At 67.5% G+C, this 20,004-nt stretch carries 21 protein-coding genes; 7 read left to right on the plus strand and 14 right to left on the minus strand.

Annotated elements, in window-relative coordinates; translation table 11 throughout:
- Positions 1-26: 26 nt before the first annotated feature.
- A complete protein-coding gene (locus tag SD37_RS03125) occupies positions 27-1,127 on the minus strand; it encodes a LacI family DNA-binding transcriptional regulator (protein WP_044853752.1) in 1,101 nt (366 codons plus the stop codon).
- A 200-nt stretch (positions 1,128-1,327) separates the two neighbouring features.
- Between SD37_RS03125 and SD37_RS03130 the strand changes: the two genes are divergently transcribed.
- From SD37_RS03130 to SD37_RS03140, 3 genes are read left to right on the plus strand one after another with little or no spacing between them, the layout of a single operon-like run.
- Positions 1,328-2,260 (plus strand): metal ABC transporter solute-binding protein, Zn/Mn family, encoded by a 933-nt coding sequence (locus tag SD37_RS03130; RefSeq protein ID WP_044853753.1) that lies wholly within the window; start codon positions 1,328-1,330, stop codon positions 2,258-2,260.
- Positions 2,260-3,093 carry a metal ABC transporter ATP-binding protein gene (locus SD37_RS03135; RefSeq protein WP_037318285.1) on the plus strand — a complete coding sequence of 278 codons (834 nt, stop codon included), beginning with the start codon at positions 2,260-2,262 and terminating at the stop codon, positions 3,091-3,093. Before SD37_RS03130 ends, SD37_RS03135 begins: the two co-directional genes overlap by 1 nt.
- Positions 3,094-3,097: 4 nt before the next feature.
- Complete coding sequence (locus SD37_RS03140) at positions 3,098-3,979, plus strand: metal ABC transporter permease (protein ID WP_044853754.1); 882 nt, start codon at positions 3,098-3,100, stop codon at positions 3,977-3,979.
- Here SD37_RS03140 and SD37_RS03145 read toward each other — a convergent pair.
- The 4 genes from SD37_RS03145 to SD37_RS03160 form a co-directional block, all read right to left on the minus strand.
- A complete protein-coding gene (locus SD37_RS03145) occupies positions 3,976-5,289 on the minus strand; it encodes an alginate O-acetyltransferase AlgX-related protein (protein ID WP_044853755.1) in 1,314 nt (437 codons plus the stop codon). The genes SD37_RS03140 and SD37_RS03145 overlap by 4 nt on opposite strands.
- 171 nt (positions 5,290-5,460) lie before the next feature.
- On the minus strand, positions 5,461-6,684 hold the full coding sequence (locus tag SD37_RS03150) for a DUF445 domain-containing protein (RefSeq protein WP_044853756.1): 1,224 nt from the start codon (positions 6,682-6,684) through the stop codon (positions 5,461-5,463).
- Positions 6,685-6,734: 50 nt separating this feature from the next.
- Positions 6,735-7,961, minus strand: a complete 1,227-nt coding sequence (locus SD37_RS03155) for a DUF445 family protein (RefSeq protein ID WP_418189800.1) — start codon at positions 7,959-7,961, stop codon at positions 6,735-6,737.
- Between the two features lie 48 nt (positions 7,962-8,009).
- Complete coding sequence (locus SD37_RS03160; RefSeq protein ID WP_044853758.1) at positions 8,010-9,239, minus strand: DUF445 domain-containing protein; 1,230 nt, start codon at positions 9,237-9,239, stop codon at positions 8,010-8,012.
- Between the two features lie 123 nt (positions 9,240-9,362).
- Here SD37_RS03160 and SD37_RS03165 point away from each other — a divergent pair, with 123 nt between their 5' ends.
- Both SD37_RS03165 and SD37_RS03170 read left to right on the plus strand, forming a co-directional pair.
- The gene (locus SD37_RS03165) at positions 9,363-10,331 is read left to right on the plus strand and encodes a coiled-coil domain-containing protein (RefSeq protein WP_044853759.1); all 969 of its coding nucleotides are present in this window, start codon (positions 9,363-9,365) and stop codon (positions 10,329-10,331) included.
- A gap of 87 nt (positions 10,332-10,418) precedes the next feature.
- Positions 10,419-11,069, plus strand: a complete 651-nt coding sequence (locus SD37_RS03170) for a class II aldolase/adducin family protein (RefSeq protein WP_044853760.1) — start codon at positions 10,419-10,421, stop codon at positions 11,067-11,069.
- Here SD37_RS03170 and SD37_RS03175 read toward each other — a convergent pair.
- The 5 genes from SD37_RS03175 to SD37_RS03195 all read right to left on the minus strand — a co-directional run bounded on the left by SD37_RS03175 (position 11,066) and on the right by SD37_RS03195 (position 14,862).
- Positions 11,066-11,758 (minus strand): HD domain-containing protein, encoded by a 693-nt coding sequence (locus SD37_RS03175; RefSeq protein ID WP_044853761.1) that lies wholly within the window; start codon positions 11,756-11,758, stop codon positions 11,066-11,068. The genes SD37_RS03170 and SD37_RS03175 overlap by 4 nt on opposite strands.
- Positions 11,759-11,824: 66 nt before the next feature.
- On the minus strand, positions 11,825-12,463 hold the full coding sequence (locus tag SD37_RS03180) for a hypothetical protein (protein ID WP_037318253.1): 639 nt from the start codon (positions 12,461-12,463) through the stop codon (positions 11,825-11,827).
- Positions 12,464-12,503: 40 nt separating this feature from the next.
- Entirely contained in the window at positions 12,504-13,550 is a 1,047-nt protein-coding gene (locus SD37_RS03185) for a hypothetical protein (RefSeq protein WP_081736550.1), read from the minus strand.
- A gap of 149 nt (positions 13,551-13,699) precedes the next feature.
- Complete coding sequence (locus tag SD37_RS03190) at positions 13,700-14,305, minus strand: transglutaminase-like domain-containing protein (protein WP_044853762.1); 606 nt, start codon at positions 14,303-14,305, stop codon at positions 13,700-13,702.
- The gene (locus SD37_RS03195) at positions 14,302-14,862 is read right to left on the minus strand and encodes a TetR/AcrR family transcriptional regulator (protein ID WP_044853763.1); all 561 of its coding nucleotides are present in this window, start codon (positions 14,860-14,862) and stop codon (positions 14,302-14,304) included. Before SD37_RS03195 ends, SD37_RS03190 begins: the two co-directional genes overlap by 4 nt.
- A gap of 87 nt (positions 14,863-14,949) precedes the next feature.
- Between SD37_RS03195 and SD37_RS03200 the strand changes: the two genes are divergently transcribed.
- The gene (locus SD37_RS03200; protein ID WP_044853764.1) at positions 14,950-15,648 is read left to right on the plus strand and encodes an alpha/beta fold hydrolase; all 699 of its coding nucleotides are present in this window, start codon (positions 14,950-14,952) and stop codon (positions 15,646-15,648) included.
- A gap of 166 nt (positions 15,649-15,814) precedes the next feature.
- Positions 15,815-16,678 carry an alpha/beta hydrolase gene (locus SD37_RS03205; protein WP_044853765.1) on the plus strand — a complete coding sequence of 288 codons (864 nt, stop codon included), beginning with the start codon at positions 15,815-15,817 and terminating at the stop codon, positions 16,676-16,678.
- Positions 16,679-16,726: 48 nt separating this feature from the next.
- Here SD37_RS03205 and SD37_RS03210 read toward each other — a convergent pair whose 3' ends face one another.
- From SD37_RS03210 to rlmB, 4 genes are all read right to left on the minus strand, one after another.
- Positions 16,727-17,035 (minus strand): hypothetical protein, encoded by a 309-nt coding sequence (locus SD37_RS03210; RefSeq protein WP_201788867.1) that lies wholly within the window; start codon positions 17,033-17,035, stop codon positions 16,727-16,729.
- Between the two features lie 106 nt (positions 17,036-17,141).
- A complete protein-coding gene (locus SD37_RS03215) occupies positions 17,142-17,498 on the minus strand; it encodes a hypothetical protein (protein ID WP_044853766.1) in 357 nt (118 codons plus the stop codon).
- A gap of 13 nt (positions 17,499-17,511) precedes the next feature.
- Positions 17,512-18,945, minus strand: a complete 1,434-nt coding sequence (locus tag SD37_RS03220; RefSeq protein WP_044853767.1) for an MBOAT family O-acyltransferase — start codon at positions 18,943-18,945, stop codon at positions 17,512-17,514.
- Between the two features lie 86 nt (positions 18,946-19,031).
- Entirely contained in the window at positions 19,032-19,988 is a 957-nt protein-coding gene (gene rlmB, locus SD37_RS03225; RefSeq protein ID WP_037318240.1) for a 23S rRNA (guanosine(2251)-2'-O)-methyltransferase RlmB, read from the minus strand.
- Positions 19,989-20,004 lie beyond the last annotated feature (16 nt).

Consider the following 20,004-nt stretch of genomic DNA (forward strand, 5'->3'; position numbering starts at 1 on the left):
TGGAGGGCAACTCTTCGGGGTTCATGTCACGGCCCGAACCAGCGTTCCTCGACCGTCCGCGGCGGGGCCGAGGTGCGGCCGACGCGCAGTTCGGTGGCGAGGGTGATCACCTTCGGCCCGACCCGGTCGGCCGCGCTGAGCAGTAGCTTCCCGGCCGCCTTGCCCTTTTCGAGCACCGGCTGGTGGACCGTGGTGAGCCCGGACCGTTCGGCCTCGGTGATGCCGTCGAAACCGGTGACCGTCAGATCCTGCGGCACGCGCAGCCCGCGGCGCTCGGCTTCGGCGAGCGCGCCGAGCGCGAGGATGTCCGAAGTGCAGATCACGGCGGTGACCTGCGGATACGCGTCGAGCAGCTGTCGCGCGGCCGACGCGCCGTCGTCCACGGTGTGGTCGAATCGCTCGACCACCGGCACGGTCGCCCAGTCGACGCCCGCCGCGGAGAAGGCCGCGGCCAGCGCCTCCAGCCGGATCCGCTGGACGTGGAAGTGCGCGGCGCTCTGCCGCTGGATGGAGACGAAGTCGTCGTTGCGCTCGCGGGCCAGCCGCATGCACAGCACGCCGATCTGGCGGTGGCCCAGCGAGATGAGGTGCTCGGCCATGGCGGTGACCGCGGCCGCGTCGTCCGGGCCGACCCGGTCGACGCCGTCCACCCGGGGCTGGTCGACGATCACCGTCGGCACCGGGCGTTCCAGCACGGCGCCCAGATGGGGGTCGTCGTCGGGCACGGAGTAGACGACGAAGCCGTCGACACCGGCGCGGTGCACCGCCGCGACGTCCTCGCGGCCCGGGCTGGCCGGGACCAGGTGCAGGCCGACGCCCGCGTCTTCGCAGGCCAGCGCGAGCCCTTCGAGCACGCCGACGGCCGCGGGGTCGCGGAAGGCGTAGGAGAGGTTTTCGGTGAGCAAAAGACCGACAGCGCCGGCCTTGCGCGTCCGCAGTGAACGAGCGACCGGGTCCGGGCCCGGGTAGCCGAGGCGGCGCGCTGTCTCGAGGACACGGCGGCGCAGCTCAGGGGACAACTGGTCCGGTCGGTTGTAGGCGTTCGAGACGGTGGTCCTCGACACACCGAGCTCTGCGGCCAGCGACGCCAGTGTCGCCTGCCTCCTGGTGCGGATAGGACGGCCCATTCGCAAACCGTAACGGTTCAGAACGTTTTGCAGAAGCATCACCCGACGTGTGGCAGGTCTCGATTCAGAGTGACCCTGGGTACAGCCGACGGCGATCGATGAGGCCCTGTCATCCGAGTGGGGTACAGTTGAATCTGACAACGGTTTCCATTACCCGGCATTTGGGACACCTGGCCTGGGCATCCGCAGGAGTGCAGTAGATGAATTCCCGCCGTACCAAGAGTGTTTTCGCGGCCGTGTCGGCCATGGCCGTCCTCGCCCTCGGCGCGACGGCCTGCGCGTCGAGCGACCAGGCGTCGACAGGATCCGGTTCCCAGAACGCCTCCGCCGCGAACCCGGGTGGCGGCGAGAAGATCAAGGTCGTCGCCTCGACCGACGTCTGGGGCAGCGTCGTGACCGCCGTCGGCGGCGACAAGGTCGAGGTCACCTCGATCATCCACGACCCCTCGGCCGACCCGCACTCCTACGAGACCACCGCCAGCGACGCCGTCGCCGCGAAGAACGCGAAGCTGACGCTGTCCAACGGCGGCGGCTACGACGACTTCTTCTCGAAGCTCGCCGACCAGGCCGCCGGCGCGCAGAAGCTGGTCGCCGTCGACATCGCCGCGACCGGCAACGAGAACGAGCACGTCTGGTACAGCCTCCCCGGCGTCGAGAAGGTCGCCGACCAGGTCGCCGCGAAGCTCGGTGAGATCCAGCCCGCGTCGAAGGACGCCTTCACCGCCAACGCGACCGCGTTCAAGGGCAAGACCCAGGAACTGCTGAAGAAGGTTTCGGGCCTGGGCGCCTCGAACGCCAAGGTCGTCGCGACCGAGCCCGTCGCGCACTACCTGCTCGACAGCGCGAAGGTCACCGACGCGACTCCGCCCGCCTTCGCCGAGGCCGTGGAAGCGGAGCAGGACGTGCCCGCCGCCGCGCTCAACGAGGTCAAGCAGCTGATCACCGGCAAGCAGGTCAAGGCCCTGATCAACAACGCGCAGACCACCACCCCGGTCACCCAGCAGGTGGTCGGCGACGCCAAGGGCGCCGGGATCGCGGTCGTCGACGTCACCGAAACGCTGCCGCAGGGTGTGACCGACTACATTGCATGGATGACCAAGGAAGTGGACGCGCTGGCGGGAGCGCTGAAGTAGTGAGCTCCGTACCTGCCGAGGCTCGCCCCGCGGTCCGTGTCCGCGGGGCGAGCCTCGCGTTCGGCACCAGGACCCTCTGGTCCGGACTCGACCTGGACGTCGAACCCGGCGAGTTCCTCGCGATCCTCGGGCCCAACGGCTCCGGGAAGAGCAGCCTGCTCAAGGTGCTGCTCGGTCAGCAGGGACTACCCGAGGGCACGGTCGAGATCGCGGGGCGGCGCCCCGGTGGGCAGAACCGGCGGATCGGCTACATCCCGCAGCAGCGCGCCCTCGACGAGGGCCTGACGATGCGCGGGGTGGACCTGGTCGGCCTCGGCCTGGACGGACACCGGTGGGGGACGGGGCTCTTCGGCCTCGCTAAACGACGTCAGCTGGTCTCGCGGGCGATCGAGTCCGTCGGGGCACAGGCGTACGCGAAACAGCCGGTGGGACGGCTTTCGGGTGGCGAGCAGCAGCGGCTTCGCGTCGCGCAGTCGCTGGTCGGCGACCCCGAAGTCCTGCTGTGCGACGAGCCGCTGCTCTCCCTCGACCTCGCCCACCAGCGCGCGGTCAGCGAGCTGATCGACGAGCGGCGGCGTTCGGCGAACACCGCGGTCTTGTTCGTCACCCACGAGATCAACCCGATCCTGTCCTATGTGGACCGGATGCTGTACCTGGTGAACGGCCAGTTCCGGGTCGGTAAACCGGACGAGGTGATGAACTCGGAGACGTTGTCCGAGCTGTACGGCACGCGGATCGAGGTGCTCAAGGTCGGCGGCCAGATCCACGTCGCCGGGGCGCAGAGCGCGCTGTGCGAGGACGAACCCCACCACATCGACGAACAGGTCTCGTAGCGCCGTGGACAAGATGTTCGACTTCGCCCTGACCGGCGAACTCCTCGGTCTCGATTTCGTGCAGACGGCGCTGCTCGCGGCCGCCGTCCTCGGCCTGGTGGCCGGCGTGCTCGGCCCGCTGGTCGTCATGCGGCGGATGTCGTTCGCCGTGCACGGCACCGCCGAACTGGCCTTCACCGGCGCGGCGGGCGCGCTGCTGCTCGGCGTCGGCGTCGAACTCGGCGGCCTCGCCGGCGCGGTCATCGCCGCCCTGCTGATCGGGATCCTGGGCGGCCGCGAGTCCGAACGCGACTCCGTGATCGGCGTGATCCTCGCCTTCGGACTCGGCATGGGCGTCCTGCTGCTCTCGTTCTACGAAGGCCGCAGCGCCAACAAGTTCGGCATCCTCGTCGGGCAGATCATCACCATCGACTCGACCAACCTGAACCTGCTCGTCGGCGCCTCGGTCGTCGTGCTCGTGGTGCTCGCGGCGATCTACCGGCCGCTGCTGTTCGCCACGGTCGACCCCGCGGTAGCGGCGGCGCGCGGCGTACCGGTGCGGCTGCTTTCGCTGATCTTCGCGGTGCTGGTCGGGATCTCGAGCGCGCTCGGCGTGCAGATCGTCGGCGCGCTGCTCGTGGTCTCGCTGATGGTGACCCCGGCCGCGGCGGCCGCGCGGGTCACGGCCAGCCCCTGGAAGGCGACCGTGCTGTCGATCGTGTTCGCGGAGACCGCGGCGCTCGGCGGGATCATCCTTTCGCTCGCGCCGGGGAAGCCGGTGAGCGCGTTCGTCACGACGATCTCGTTCGTGATCTACCTGGTCTGCCGCCTCATCGCGTGGCTGCGCGGCCGGAGTTCGCGGGTCCGCGTCGAGCCGACGGCGGCGGCCCAGCCCGTCCTGCGCTAGCGGATCGGGTGCTCGGCGAGCGCCTTCTTGACCGCTTCCAGGAAACCGGGGTCGATGAACGCGAGCTGGCCACCGGCCACACTCCGTTCCACCGCTTCGAGGACGACCACGTTCGCGTTCACGAAGGCGTCGACGGCTTCGGCCTGCGACGTCTTCTGGGTGAAGTGCGCCAGCATCGTCAGGTTCGTGAAGGCGCCCGAGAGGTACCGCGAAGACGCCTTCGTGAACGAGTCGCCGTAGATCAGGATCTTGTCGTCCACGGTCCCGATCAGCGGGCTCGCGGTGCGGTACACCGGCCGGTCGATGTCGCCGTTGGATTCGCCCGCGCGCTCGACCACGCCGTCGGGGCGGAGGCTGTAGAGCGTGTTCGTCTTGGTGCCCTGCTTGTTGATCAGCGGCGGCAGGTCCGCGACCGTGTCGTACTGGCCGACGGGCACGCTGACCCAGGTCTGCGTGACCCCCGGTTTGATCGCGTTCGCGATCGCGCGCGTCATCACCAGCGCGCCCTCGTCGGCCCAGTGCGTGTCGTTCGACGGGTAGATCGGGTGCTGCACCCGGCCCTCGGACGCGCGCAGTTCGGGCCGCAGGTCGATCGCGCGGGCGTCCTTGATCATCCGGTGCCAGGTGCTCGCCTCGGCCGACCGCGAGCAGTCCTTGCCGGGGTAGGTGTCGGGCAGGAACTGCGGGACCATCGTCGACTTGTCCGGCGCGACGACGAGTTCGAACCGCCGCCCGGACTGCTCGACCGCGCGCCGCAGCTCGTTGATCTTGGCGATGGTCTCGGGCAGGGGACGGGACGGATCGCATTTCGCGTCGGCGTCGTAGCCGTAGTACAGCCAGCCGTCGCGACCCTGGACGACGCGGCGGTAGCCGGACGCGGCGTTCGGCGTCGGGCCCTGGGTGGGTGCGGTCTTGGTCGGCGAGGGGGCGGGCGGGGCGGGGATCGGGCCCGCCTGTTGCTGCGGTGGCGGCTGGTCGAGCGGGGCGCCCTCGCCGAAGACGCCGCGACTGATCGCGTCGGCTGCGGCGATCGCGCCCGGCCGGAACGACAGCTGGTCGATGGCCCAGGCCGGCAGGTCGGTGAAGAAGGCCCAGCCCTTGTCCAGGCCGGGGAAGCTCGCGAGCTTGTGGTTCTCGATCTCGCCCGGCCGCACGCCGAAGACCCACAGCAGTGCCGGGGTGGTGAAGAACAGCAGCGCGCTGACCAGCGCGGTCAGCTGCCTGCCGCCGTGACGGGGACGGTGCAGCGCGTGCTCGCGGGGAAGCCACGCCTCGTGCACGGCGGGCAGTTGCTGAGGTTCGGACGCCACCCCACCACCGTAATCACCCCGTGTCGCGCGCACGTGAGAACGCCTCACTTCCGCGCCCCGGATCACGTTTAGCCCGCTAAACGCGACGCGGCCCCGCCTCCCGCGGATCGCGATTAGGGGGCGAAACGCAAGTGCGCCCGGAGCGCGTTTAGCCCGCTAAAGGCGACGCGGTCAGTGGAGCATGAGCAGGACCTGGAGTTCACCGACCAGGAAGCCGATAGCGCCGCCGACGGCGATGAGCTTCCACTCGTCCTGCCGGAACGCGGGCCGCAGCAGGCCCTCGAACTCCAGCGGCGTCAGCCCGAGCATCCGCCGCTCGACGATCTTCGCGACGTCCATCGCCTCGGTCAGGTAGCCCTCGGCGTAGCGGATCGTCGGCGGCAGCCGCTCCAGCGCCTTCCGCGCGGCCGCCTGTTTGATCTCGTGCAGCCGCTGCCCGCCGACGGCCATCGCCACCATCGGCCTCGCGGCGCTCGCCTGCTCGTCGACGGCGTTCGCCACCAGCCGCTCGACCAGCGCGTACAGCCGATCCGACCGCGGCCCGCGCAACACCGCGTCGAGCAGGTTCGGCACGGTGAGGATCTCGTTCGCGATCAGCTCGCCGTACTGACGCGCGACCTCGGCCCGCCGCCGCTGGAACTTGCCCTGCAGGATCACCCGGCCGACCCGCACCGGCTCCCGCGGCACGAAGATCAGCTTGATCGCCAGCCAGTCGGTGAACAGCCCGATGCAGCCACCGAAGATCGGCAGCACCCACGGTTCCTTCGTCGCCGCCCAGACGATCGCCTGCACGACACCGAGCCCGAAACCGAAGTAGATCCCCGTGCGCGCGATGAACGCCATCTCCGGCCGTGACGTCTCGCGGACGAGCCGGACGAGCAGCTTCTTGTCCCTGGTGAGCCGCTGCACGGTCATGTGCTGGAAGTCGAGCACCTCGTCGAGGTTCTCGGTCATCTCCGCCATGAACTCGCGCACCAGCCGCGGCGTCGACGCCTGGACCTGCTTGATCAGCAGCTCCTGCGCCATCGTCGGCATGACCTCCCAGAGCCGGGGATGGTGCTTTTCGAGCACTTCGCGGGCGACCTCGTCCACGGCCCGCAGCAACGGCTGCTCGATCTCGCGCGTGATGATCGCCGGGTCGATCCGGCGGAAGACCTCCTTGACGTCCAACAGGTTCGACGTCAGCAACTCGGTCGCGACGGCGGCCATCCGCCCGCCGTGCTTGGGCACCACGCCCTGCCAGCCGAGGAACGGCTTGATGCCGACGAACTCGAGCGGCTTGAACATCATCTCGATGGCGACGCGTTTGGTGACGTAGCCGATCAGCGCGGCGATGAACGGGATCGCGGTGTACAGCCACCAGTGCCGGGCGAGGTCGTCGAGGACGGCGTCCATGGGACCTCCTCGCTCGCACTCCGGGGATGGGAAACGGTATCGGGTAGCCGTCAGTGAAGCAGTAGGAGCACCTGAAGTTCACCGACAAGGCCGCCGATCACCGCGCCGACGGCGATCAGCTTCCACTCGTCCTGCCGGAACGCCGGGCGCAGCAGCTGCTCGAATTCGAGCGGGTTCAGCCGTCGCATTCTGTCCACAATGGTGTTCCGGACGTCGAGTGCGTTTACCGCGTAACTCTCGGCGTACCGGATCGTCTCCGGGATCCGCGCCGCCGCCTTCGCCGCCGCCGTCTGTTTCATCTCCTGGAACCGCCTGCTCCCGACGGCCATCGCGACGAACGGCTTCACGACGCTGGCCTGCGCGTCGATGGTCCGCTGGACCTCGCGGGTGATCATCGTGAACAGCCTGTCCGACTTCGGCCCGCTCAACACGGCTTCGAGCAGGTTCGGGATGGTGATGATCTCGCGCGCGATCATGTCGCCGTAGTCGGCGGCCACCTGGTCCTTGCGTTTCTGGAACACGCCCTGCCAGGTGTAGAAGCCGAAGAACCGCTTCGGCTCCCGCGGCAGGAAGATCATCTTCAGTGCGACCCAGTCGGTGAACCAGCCGATGCCGATACCGAACAGCGGCAGCACGATCGGCGACTTCGTCAGCGCCCAGACGAGCAGTTGGACGCAGCCGAGGGAGAAGCCGAACACGATCCCCGACCGCGCGATGAACCGCATCTCCGGCCGCGAGATGTCCCGGATCAGCCGGTTCAGCAAGGCCTTGTCGCGCACCAGGTTCGTCACGACCATGTGCTTGAGGTCGAGGACGTCCTCGATGTTCTCGGCGATCTCGCCCATGATCTTCGTGATCGCGCGCGGAGCCTCGCCCTGCACGCGTTTGAGCAGCAGCTGCTGGGCGGTGTTCGGCAGCACTTCCCACAACCGGGGCTGGTACTGCTCCATCACCTCGCGGGTGACGTCCTCGACGACGCGGAGAAGCGGCTGCTCGATCTCCTTCGCGACCTGCGCCGGGTCGAGCCTGGCGAAGATCTCCTTCGGATCGACGAGGTTGTTCGTCAGCATCTCGGTGGCGGTGGCCGCCATCCGCTCGGCGTTCGCAGGCAGTACGCCCTGCCAGCCGAGGAACGGCTTGACGCCGACGAATTCCACCGGCTTGAACATCATCTCGATGGCGACGCGTTTGGTGACGTAGCCGATCAGCGCGGCGATGAACGGCATGGTGACGTACACCGGCCAGTGCTCGCCGAGATCGGCGATGACGGCGTCCACTCGCAGCCCCTCCCGCGTCTCGCTTGAGGGGAACCTAGCCGCCTGTCCTCAGTGGAGGAGGAGCAGGACCTGAAGTTCACCCACGAGCCCGCCGATCACCGCGCCGACCGCGATCAGCTTCCATTCGTCCTGCTGGAAGGCGGGTCGCAGGATCCCTTCGAACTCGAGCGGGGTCAGTTGCTGCATCTTCACGACGATCGTGTTGCGTACGTCGAGCGCGTCAGTGGCGTAACTCTCCACATGTTTCACCGTTTCGGGGAGGTACGCGATCGCCTTCTCCGCCGCGGCCTTCTTCATCTCCTGGTACTGCTTGCCGCCGACGGTCAGCGCCACCAACGGTTTCGCGATGCTCGCCTGCGCGTCGATGGTCCGCTGGACCTCGCGGGTGATCATCGTGAACAGCTTGTCCGACTTCGGCCCGGTGAGGACGGCCTCCATCACGTTCCGCACGGTGAGGACCTCGTCCGCGATCAGCGCGCCGTAGTCGCGGGCGACCGCCTGGCGGCGTTTCTGGAACATCCCCTGCCAGCTGAAGAACAGGAACCGGCGTGGCTCCCGCGGGTAGAAGATCATCTTCAGGGCCAGCCAGTCGGTGACGAATCCGGTGACGAAACCGAAGATCGGCATGATCAACGGCTGCTTCGTCAGCGCCCACACGACGAACTGGACCAGGCCGATCACGAAGCCGAAGTAGATCCCGGACCGGGCGATGAAGCGGAGTTCCGGGGTCGCGACCTCCTTGATCAGGCGGCAGGTCAGCGACTTGTCCCGGACCATCGCGTTGATCAGCATCTCGTTGACGTCGAGGACCTCGTCGATGTTCGTCGACACCTCACGCATCAGCCGCGCGACGACCTTCGGCGCCTGTGCCCTGACCTGGTCGACCAGCATCCGCTGGGCTCGCGTCGGCAGGAGTTCCCACAGCCGGGGCTGGTACTGCTCCATGACCTCTCGGGTCACGTCCTCGACGGCCTTGAGCAGCGGCTCTTCGAGTTCCTTGACCACTTCGTCGGGATCGAGCCGGGAGAAGATCTCCTGCGGATCGACGAGGTTCTTGGTCAGCAGATCGACCGCGGTGGTCGCCATCCGGCGCGAATTGGCCGGGATGACCCCCTGCCAGCCGAGGAAGGGTTTGATCCCGACGAACTCCAGTGGCCGGAACATCATCTCGATGGCCACGCGTTTCGTGATGTACCCGATGAGCGCGGCGATGAACGGCATCGTGGCGTAGACGTGCCAGTGCGCCTGGATGTCGTCGAGGATCGCCGAAATGTCCACCCGGGCCTCCCCTGCTTACGACCTGTCAACAATGCAGGATGCCATGTGATCGACCGGTCGCGTGCCGAGTGCAGCCGTTTGGCGGTACTACTCGACTGGCCCCTGCTCATTAAGGTGGCCGCCATGGTCGCTCCTGAGAAGTCGGCGCCTCAGGCGCCCTCAGCGAAATCGCCCCAATTCGCGGGCTCTGTCCGCGGTTACGACAAGCGTCAGGTCGACGAGCGGCTCGCCGAACTGTCGTCCGAACTCAAGCAGCTTTCGCGCAACCGCGACGAGGCCGTGGCCACCGCCGCTGAACTCACGAAGGCGCTCGGCCACGCTCAGAAGGAACTGGACGAGACCAAGGCCGCCCTCGTCCGGATGAGTTCGAGCCCGTCCGGCGCCGGCGCGATGGCCGAACGCGTCCGCATGATGATGCAGCTGGCCGAGGAGGAGATCGCCGACCTCAAGGCCGCCGCGGAAGCGGACGCCACCTCGACGCGTGCCGAGGCGGACAGGTACGCCCACGAGACGCAGCGCGCCAGCGACAAAGCGGCGAAGGACGCGCAGGCCGAGCGGGAGAAACTGCTCGCGGACGCCAAGGCCGAGATCGAGCGGCTGAACGCCGAGGCGGCGCAGAAGCGCAAGGAACTGGACATGGAAAGCGTCCGGGCCCGCGCCGCCGCCGACAAGAAGGCCGAGGAGGCCTCGGCGGCTCGCCGCGCGGAGGCGGAGAAGGCGTCCGCCGACAAGATCGCGGAAGCCGATCGGGTGTCGGCGGAGAAACGCGCCGAAGCCGAGCGGATCTCCGCGGAGAAGATCGCCAAGGCGGAGAAGTCTTCGGCCGAGGACATCGCGGCGAAGCAGGAGCAGGTCGCGGAGGCTCTCACCGACGCGAAGACTCAGCAGGCCGAGGCTCAGCAGGCCCGGAAGCTCGCGCTGGAACTCCGGACGAAGGTCGCCGAACGGCTTTCCGCCACGGATGTCGCCGTCCAGGAAGCCATCCGGCTGCTGGCGCCCGCCCCTGACGCCGAATCGGCCAAACCGGAGGCCGCGCAGAAGCCGACCCCCACCAAGACCAACGGTCCTCGCCCTGATCGCGCGACGTCGTAGGACGGTCGCCTTGGTCGTGAGTGGCGATTCGGGTTCTAACCCGAATCGCCACTCACGACCAGCTGTACCGACGCCTTACCCGCGCCGATGATCCTGGCCGAAGAACGCGCGGCGGTCTGCGAATTCGCCCGCCGGATGACCGCGGACGGCCTCGTGGTCGGTACGTCCGGCAACGTCTCCGCACGGCAGGGCGAACTGGTCGCGGTGACCCCGACCGGCGTCGACTACGCCGGGCTGCGGCCCGAAGACGTGCCGGTGGTCGGCCTCGACGGCGAGATCGTCGACGGCTCACTCAAACCGACCAGCGAACTCCCGATGCACCTCACCGTGTACCGGCAGGCCGCGGATCCGGACGGCAAGCCGGTCTCGGCCGTGGTGCACACGCATTCCGTGCACGCCACGGCCGTCTCCACCCTCGTCACCGAGGTGCCGCCGATCCACTACATGCTGGCCGCGATCGGTCCGACGGCCCGCGTCGCGTCGTACGCCACCTATGGCACCGAAGAACTGGCCAAGGCCATGCTGGAGGCATTGGAAGGCCGCCGAGGCTGCCTGCTCGCCAACCACGGCACGATCACCTTCGGCGACGGCCTCGGTTCCGCGTACAGCCGGGCGCAGCAGCTCGAATGGGTCTGCCAGGTCTGGCTGACGGCGCGGGCGGCGGGAACCCCGAATCTGCTCCCGCCCGCCGAAATCGAGCATGTCGTGGCCAAACTCCGCGGCTACGGCCAGCGCTAGGAAGCGGCAGGCTCGGCTTCGAGGGCCAGGTCGTCGACGGCGTGCACCGCGTCGAGGAGTTCGACGACCGTCGGATCGTCGACGGCTTCCTTGATGCATTGCCACAACTGAAGATTCGCCAGTGCCCACCGGGAGTAGGTCTCCGCGGCCTTCGGGTTGTAGAAGTAGTAACCGCTGTCATGGACGTCGCGTTGTTCGCCGACGATCTTGTGCGCCAGTTCGCGCAGGCTCAGCCCGTTCTCCCGCAGATAGCGGTGGGCGAGCACGACGGGCGTCACCGGCAGCGCCTTGAACAGCGTGTCGGCGTCGCTCAGTGCTTGAGCCTCCAGCGAGATGTCCCGGCCACGGGTGGCCATCTCGGCTTCGTCGATGATGTCGTCGATCCACCGCGCCACGGTGTCCTCGACTCCGCACTCCCGCAGGATGCCCATCCGGAGATCTCGTCCGGCGGCCGCGGGGGAGTTCCGGAGCACGATGTAGTTCACGTCGTGGACCAGTGCCGCCACCTCGACGACGGTGCGATCCGCACCGTTGTGCTCGGCGAATCCGGCGGCCTTCGCCCGGACGAAACTCACATGATGCCAGCCGTGGAACTGCAGTTTGTCCGCATAACGCCAGCACAGTTGCCGGACGCGATGCTCGACGTTGTCAATGGTCTGGGAAGGAATCGTGCTTTTTCGCGCGCGCATACACCTCTCCGATCCCGCTTACCGACGGGTGGAGTAATGGTATGCGCCTTCGACGGCGGTGTGTAGTTAGATGCGGGCGGCCAGGTCCCCCAATCGGACCTCAACCGGAACGTGACGGTGCCCGATTCCGGTCTTCGGGTCATAGGAAAGACTGAACTCGCTTACTGGGCGTGATTTCACCAAGAATGTCATAGTCCCTTCGGTGGCTTCAGGAATCCGATGGAACTCGTCCGCGTACATGACGCCTACCGACCCTGCCTGACACAGAGTGCTACGTCGTAACCGAACCGATGTGATCAATCCCGAAATCGGATCGCGCAGGGTCGAGTAGCGCTCGTGGACGTAGTTGCCACGGAGGAGCGTGGTGCAGAAGTGATATCTGTGGTTGTGCACGGAATCGGCGTAGCCCTCGCGCCAGTCCTCCGGCGCCTTGTACTCGTGGAGCCAGATCGAAAAGGGATCCGTCGGGGAGTCGAGCAGGCACCAGGCGAAATGGGTGGTCGTTTCGCGCGATCGTCCGAGTACCGCGTCGGCCTCGTCGGGGCTCAGCGATTCCAGATGGCGCCGAAGATCGGTGCGCAGATCCGGTCTCGACGTCCAGTCCCGGAAGATCTCGTCGACGACTTGCCAATGCTGCGCCAGCGGCAGGTCCGTGGTGCGGAGCAGCCCGGCCAGCTGGGTGAGGGGGGACAAGCGAGTGAGCAACTTCAGCTCCTCAGTTCTAGTACTCTTCGGCGCCGCGAAGTCAGGGCTTCAGCTCGGCGAGTGTGGTGAACTCCTTCCGGAAGGCGTGGAATTTCCCTTCCAGTTCGAGGAAGTTCTCTTCGGTCAGGGGAGAACCGGTGATTTTTTCGTACAGAGCGAGGAAATCCGCCCTTGTCGTCGTGGTGGAGATGCGGAAGTGCCGTCCGGACCGGGACTGTGACACGCGCAGGAATTCGGAGCGCTCCTTGTTGTAGAGGAAGGAGCCTTCGCTGAACCGCAACGTGCGCGGATACAGCGTGGTGGCGCCGCGGATGTCGCTGTACAAGGTCACCCACACGCTCTCGTCGAACACTTCGAGCCGGTCCAGCGGCGGGTCGGCGACGACGGTGATGTCCACCAGCGAGCACCGGCTGCGGGCCAGGAACAGCCCGACCAGTCCGATACTGATCTCGTCGTCGAGCCGCTTTTGGATGGTCTCGTAGTCCAAGCCCGCTTCTTCGCTGCGCAGGAGATAGCGCGCCCTGCCGCTGATGGCGCCCTCGTCGCGTGGGTCGGCGATGACCACGCGAAGCTCCCTTTCGGTGCGGGACAACAGCAACCGGGCCGCGGCGTGCCTGCCGGAGAACCCGCGGAAGAAGTAGTGCCGGGTCGCGTCGAGGTCTTCGGTCATGACCCGGTTGAACAACGGATCGGGGTCCGTGGTCGCCTCGAAGACGTGGGTGGGGAAGAATTCCTTGTTGAGTGAACGGTATTCGGCGCTGAGTGCTTCCAGTGCGCGGCGGCTTTCCTCGATCAGCGGGGTCACCATCGCGCGTTGTGACGCGGTGGCGGTGATCAGGGTCTGGCCGAAGCCGACCACCGCGGAGATCAGGGTGCCGGTGCCCAGTGAAGTGAGCAGTGTTCTACCGGCGCCGGGATCCATCATGCTGGAGATCCACAGGCTCAGGCCCGCGACGACGACCAGTACGGTGAGCAGAAGACTTGTCCTGGTCCAGAAGATCTCTTGCAGTGGGGTACGGCGGAGCCGGTCGGCTTCCGCGGGCACGGGGGTCACCTCCTTGATCCGCACTCGAACGGACGAACGCATTGCGTATCTGTTTGAGTGCGGGGAGTTACTCTACGCGCATCGTGACAATGTCGAAATAAGAAATTCGGGGGAAAGGTCCCAACAACGAGTGTGACGCTCGGCGATGTCGCTTTCGCATCGGAGGTTTCGCCGGATCGCGGAAAAACCACTCACGGAGCGTGCGGAAGGATTCCTTCGTACCACGCCGGACCGGGCTTCGCCGCCGACAGTGTTTCGACTACCGCCGAAGACGGCGCGGTGTACACGGTGGGGAAGTCGATCTCGCCTTTGGCGGGGTCCAGGTCCCACGCGAGCCGCTCGTCTTCCACGGAACTCTTTCGTATGAAAGGAAACTGGGCGTTCGCGCCGTTCTTGTTGCCCCTCGGGTCGAGCCGGATCCAGCGGTCCAGACCAGCGAGGTACACGGCGTTGAGCCCGTGCAGAACGCCGATCCGCTGATAACAGAACCCGGCGGGGATGCCTTGGCTGCGCAGCAAAGCGGCCAGCAGATGGGCCTTCGCGTAGCAGAGGCCGACCCGCTCGCGCAGAACCTCGGACGCCATAAGAGTGACGCGGGAATCGGCGGCGTCCACCGTATGGGCGATGTCGTCGCGCACGAAGTGAAACATCGAACGAATCACGTCGACCTCGGTGCCGCCGGTCGGTGACAGTCCGTCAGCCGTTTCGCGGATCAGCGGATGATCGTGATCGACGACCGTGTCGGCGACGAGATAATCTTCGAGCCGTTCGGATTCGATCTTCAGCGCGCTTTTCACGAGGCTCCGTTCAGTACGGTGTCGACGGCTTCTTCGAGGAATTTCGGATCCGCTTCGCCGCCGCGAAGCAGCAGCCGGAACCAGATCGACCCGGCGAGCAGATCCATCACGACGACCGGATCGGCGCCTGCCCGCAGTTCGCCCCTGGCGGCGGCACGTTCGAAGATCGGCTGTTCGCGCGCCATGCGGTCGGCGAAGAAACTCCGTGACACCTCACCGAGTTCCGGTCGGCGTGGGCCCGCGGTGAGCGTCGCGGTGACGACGGGCGCGGTGTGCTCCGAAGTCAGCAACCGGTGGATCTGCGTCGCCACCGTGAGGAGATCGCCCCGGAGGCTGCCGGTGTCCGGGACGTCGAGGGCGAAGAGCCCTGAATCGCGCAGGGCGGCGGCCAGAAGCGCGTCCTTCGACGGCCACCACCGGTAGAGCGTCGTCTTGTTGACGCCGGACCGCGTGGCCACGGCTTCGATCGCGAGCTTGTCGTACCCGTGCTCGGTCAGCAGTTCGAGAGTGGCGGCGAAGATCGCCTCGGCCTTGCGGGGGCCGTCCTGAGTGCGCACTCGCGAAGAATACAACGCATCGTTGCGTTGCTCGGGTGACGCGCGTACTTTGCAACGCAACGGTGCGTTGCATTCAGGAGGTAGTCCATGGTCCCCGTCGTCTTCGTCCACGGAATCCGGCTCAGCGGCGCCGCCTGGGCCGAGCAGCTGGAACGCGCGAACCCGCCCGCCACGGCGGTCGATCTACCCGGGCACGGCGCCCGCCGAGGAGAACGGTTCACCCTCGCCGGCGCGGTGGACGCCGTCGTCGAAGCCATCGACGAGCCCGCTCTGGTCGTCGGGCACTCCCTCGGCGGCTACGTCGCGGTCGCCGCGGCGGCACGGCATCCGGATCGCGTCGCGGGCCTCCTTGTCGCGGGTTCGACCTGCGTGCCGGGCAAGACACTGGAGACGCCGTTCCGTCTCGCGCATCGGCTGCTCATGCGGCTGCCCGATCGCGGGGAGCGACTCAGCCGACGGCAGTTCGAAAGCGTGCTCCCGCCGAAGCTCGCCCAAGCCGTGCTCGACGGCGGCATCGCGACCGAGGTGATCCCGGACGTCGCCAAGGCCTTCGCCGACTTCGACGTGCTCGCGGAACTCGCGGCCTATCCGGGGCCGACCTGGCTCATCAACGGCTCACGCGACCACTTCAGGCGCCACGAACGCCGCTTCTTCGACGTCTGCGCCGACGGCAGGCTGGTCAACGTCCCCAAGGCGGGGCACTACCTGCCGATGGCGCGCGGTCAGGAGTTCTCGTGCCTGGTGTTCGACGCGGCACGCAGTCTGTCGATCTCCGGCTCCCGGTAAATCGGGGGTGTCCGGCGGAGCTTCCGGCTAAGGTGCCCGGCATGTGTTCCGTCATCCACACTTGGCAGGCCATTCGCATCCGGCCGGCGCGCTGACCTGATGCCGCCCGTCGTCGGCGTCGAGGTCCACGTCCACCGTTCGCCAAAGGATGACAAGGATCTTGATCATGAGCGCACTTTCGCGCCCCATTTTCGTATTCGTTCACGGAGGCTCCAGTAACGCACGGGCCTGGGGTCCGTTGCAGAACGAACTGGCTCTGCTCGGGTACCGTTCGCACGCCGTCGACCTCCCCGGTCACGGCGACCTCGCGGACAGCCCCGCCGCCTACTACCGGCAACCGCAGGACCTCGCGGCACTGGCGGCCGCTCCCTCCCCGCTGCGCGGAGTCACGTTGCGGGACAACGTGCGGCATGTGGTGGACACCCTCCGGCGGCTCGAGGGCCAAGGACCGCTCGTCCTGGTCGGCAACAGCCTCGGTGGGCTGACGATCAGCGCCGTCGCCAACGCCGCGCCGGAACTGCTCGACCGCCTCGTCTATCTCTCCGCCCTCTGTCTCAGCGACCCGGCCATGCTCACCGAACCGTGGGATGTGGTCGACGAGAACCTGCTGGACGCGCTGTCGGCGCGGATCGCCGTGCCTGACGTGCACGAACCCGGGGTGGCCCGGCTGAACTGGCGCAGTGCCCACGGTGACCCGGCCTTGTTCGCCGAACTGAAGACCGCCATCATGGCCGACTCCACCGACCACCAGTTCCGGCTGTTGCTCGACTCCCTGGATCCGGACGAGAGCTACGCGGTGCTCGAGCCGGGCGCGCTGGTTCAGTCGGACGGATGGGGACGTGTCCCCCATACCTACGTCCGGCTCACCGCGGATCTCAGCATCACTCCGGCGGTCCAGGACCACATGATCCGCAAGGCCGACGAGCTGACTCCGCACAACCCCTTCAAGGTGCACACCTTGGCCTCGTCGCACGTCGGCTACTTCAGCCGGCCGCGGGTCTTCGCCGATCTGCTGACCGGTCTCGTCTGAGACAGCGCCCCGTCGCCGGTTTCGGCGGCGGGGCGCTCCCCGGGGTACTCAGGCACGCAGTCTGTCGATCTCCGCGGTCAGCTCGGAACGCAGTGAGTCGTGCTCAGGGCCCAGCGGAGCCGTAGCCCACTTTTCCGCCGGGTAGAGCCAGACCGGCCGCCTGGCCACGTCCGCCGGTTCCCAGTCGTAGCGTGGCCAGACATGGGCGTGCAGGAACGGGTCGGTGTTGCCGAGGATCTCCAGGTTCACCCTGCGAAAGGCCGGATCCCTTCGCGCGCAGACGTTTTCGATCGCTTCGCCGAGCGACTCCATGTCCGCCGAGAACTCCAGCCGCCGCGTCCGCGGCAGATCGGTCAACCGGCCGACGCCGGGAGTGTCGGTCAGCAGGACGAATAACCCGGCAAAAACTGCGTATCGCTGATCACCGCGAAACCCGCGTCCAGCCGTCGGTCATGCGACCAAGCTAGCCGACCGGCAAGAGCGAGCCCTCCGCGTCGGTGAATCGAGTGGCCAGCCTGACCGGCGAAGGGTGCGGCGCGAGGACGATCGACGCGTACGGGGTCGACGTCAGCCCGGCCGCGTAGTTGGTCTGCAGGTGCACGCTGACATGCACGTTCCGGTCGGCGGGGATCTCGAAGGTGACCGAACCCCACGACACCACGTACTGCCGCCCGTCGATGCTCGTGAAGGGCACGTAATGACGCACCGCGTTCATGCTGACGGGAGGTACGTCGATGGTGAGCAGGCGGCGCGGGCCGTCGTGGTTGTCGACGTAGGGGATCACGCCCGGCAGCTTGGCCAGATCGGTCGCTTCGGTCATTCTCCGGGCTCCCTCAGAACTGGTAGTAGAGGAACGGGCTGAACGTGCCCGTCGCGATCAGGATGGCCGCGTACACCAGGCCCACGGTCATCACGCCGATCCGCAGCGCCGTGGCGGGGCGGCTTCGCGAGGACTCCAGCAGCGGCCCGGTCACCGGATGCGCGGGCAGGAACACGATCGCCAGCGCGCACAGCAGGATGATCAGCCGCTGGTTGGTCACCGCGCCTTCGACGACGTCGGTGAGGCCGGTGAAGTCCGGCAGCACCATGTGCCCGATCATGTTGAGCGCGTGCGGCAGATCCTTGGCGCGGAAGAACACCCAGCCGAAGACCACGAGCACGAGCGTCAGCGCCCGGCGGCCGATCCGGGCGGCCTGGGTCTTCGGGGTGACGTCGTAGCCGAAAGCGCGTTCCACGATCAGCAGCGCGCCGTGGTAGATGCCCCAGACCAGGAACGTCCACTGCGCGCCGTGCCAGAACCCGGTCAGCACGAACACGATGCACAGGTTCCGGTAGGTGTGCCCGGCGCCGGTGCGGTTGCCGCCCAGCGGGATGTAGACGTAGTCGCGGAACCAGCGGGACAGCGACATGTGCCAGCGCCGCCAGAACTCGGTGATGGTCACCGACGAGTACGGCCGCGCGAAGTTCTCCGGGAGCCGGAAGCCGAGCATCCTGCCGAGCCCGATCGCCATGTCGGAGTATCCGGAGAAGTCGAAGAACAGCTGAAGGGTGTAGCCGATCGCGCCCAGCCAGGCGATCGCGAAGGTCATCTGGTCCGATGGCGTGTTGAAGCAGGCGTCCACCATCGGGCTGAGCGAGTCCGCGATGATCGTCTTCTTGCACAGCCCGAGCGCGAAGCGGGGGAAACCGGCCGCGATGTCGTCGAGGCGGTGCGACCGCTGCTGCGGCAGCTGGTCGGCGATCTCCCGGTACCGCACGATCGGCCCGGCCACCAGCTGCGGGAACATCGCGATGTAGGCGGCGAACGAAACCGGATTGCGCAGGGCGCGGCGTTCACCGCGGTAGATGTCGACCACGTACGAGATGTGGTGGAAGGTGTAGAACGAGATGCCGATCGGGATGACCAGGTCGGCCACCGGGAAGCCACCGCCGAACCAGTGCGTCACGGCCGCGATCTGCTGGGTCGCGAACCCCGCGTACTTCCAGATCAGCAGCATGCCGACGTTGAGGCCGATGACGCCGAGCAGTAGCCGCTTGCGCCGCGTGTTCTGCAGATCCCAGGCGTTGGGCTCCAGCGCCGGCCCGGCCAGGAAGTTGACCACCATGCAGCCGATCAGCACCAGCGTGTACGGCCCGGCGCCGGTGGCGTAGAAGATCAGGCTGCCGACGGCGACGATGCCGTTGCGCCAGCTGCGCGGGCACACCAGCACGGCGAGCAGTACCGCCGGCATGAAGTACCACAGGAACAGCGGCGAAATGAACGACATCGGTGCGGGGTCCCCCAGGGCGGTTACGCGTTATCCGCTGGTGACCTTAGCCTGAGCGCCCCGCACCTTGTCGACGAACTGCGGGGTCAGACACGTCCCGCGATGCGGCGGCGGCGCGCCACCTCGGCCAGGAGCACGCCGGCCGCGACCGACGCGTTGAGCGACTCGACACCGGCCGCCATCGGGATCGAAACGGTCGCGTCGCAGGTCTCGCGCACCAGCCGGGAAAGGCCACGGCCCTCCGAGCCGAGCACGATGACCAGCGGGTCCGCCGCGAGGTTCAGTTCGTCGATGTCGACCGAGCCGTCCGCGTCGAGGCCGACGACCATCAGACCGTCGTCCTTCCACGCCTTCAGCTGGCGGGTGAGGTTGGTCGCGACGGCGATCGGCAGCTTGGCGGCGGTGCCGGCACTGGTCCGCCACGCGACCGCGGTCATGCCCGCGCTGCGCCGCTCCGGCAGGAGGACACCGTGCGCGCCGAACGCGGCGGCCGAGCGGATCACCGCGCCGAGGTTGCGGGGGTCGGTGACGCCGTCGAGCGCGACGAACAGCGGCGTGTTGCCGGAGTCCTTCGCCGCCGTCATCAGGTCGCCGGGGTGCGCGTACTCGAACGGCGGCACCTGCAGGCCGAGGCCCTGGTGCATGGCCCGGTTGGTCTTGCGGTCGAGTTCTTCGCGCGGGATCTCCAGGATGGAGATGCCCTTGTCACCGGCGAGCCGGACGGCCTCGTTGACGCGGTCGTCGATCTCGATGTTCACCGCGACGTACAGCGCGGTGGCCGGCACGTCGGCGCGGAGTGCTTCGACGACCGGGTTGCGGCCGGCGATCAGTTCCGGCTTGTCGGCCTTCTTCTGCCGCGCCTGTTCCTTGCGGTCACGGGCGTTCGACATGCGGTACGCCTTGTGCCCTGGCCGGTCCTCGGCCTTGGGGGTCGGGCCCTTGCCTTCCAGGCCCTTCCGGCGCTGGCCGCCGGAACCGACGACCTGACCCTTCTTCGTGCCGGGCTTGCGAATAGCGCCCTGGCGCCGGGAGTTGCCTGCCATCAGTGAGAATCCTTGA

The organism is Amycolatopsis orientalis (assembly GCF_000943515.2).
Classification (GTDB): domain Bacteria; phylum Actinomycetota; class Actinomycetes; order Mycobacteriales; family Pseudonocardiaceae; genus Amycolatopsis; species Amycolatopsis orientalis.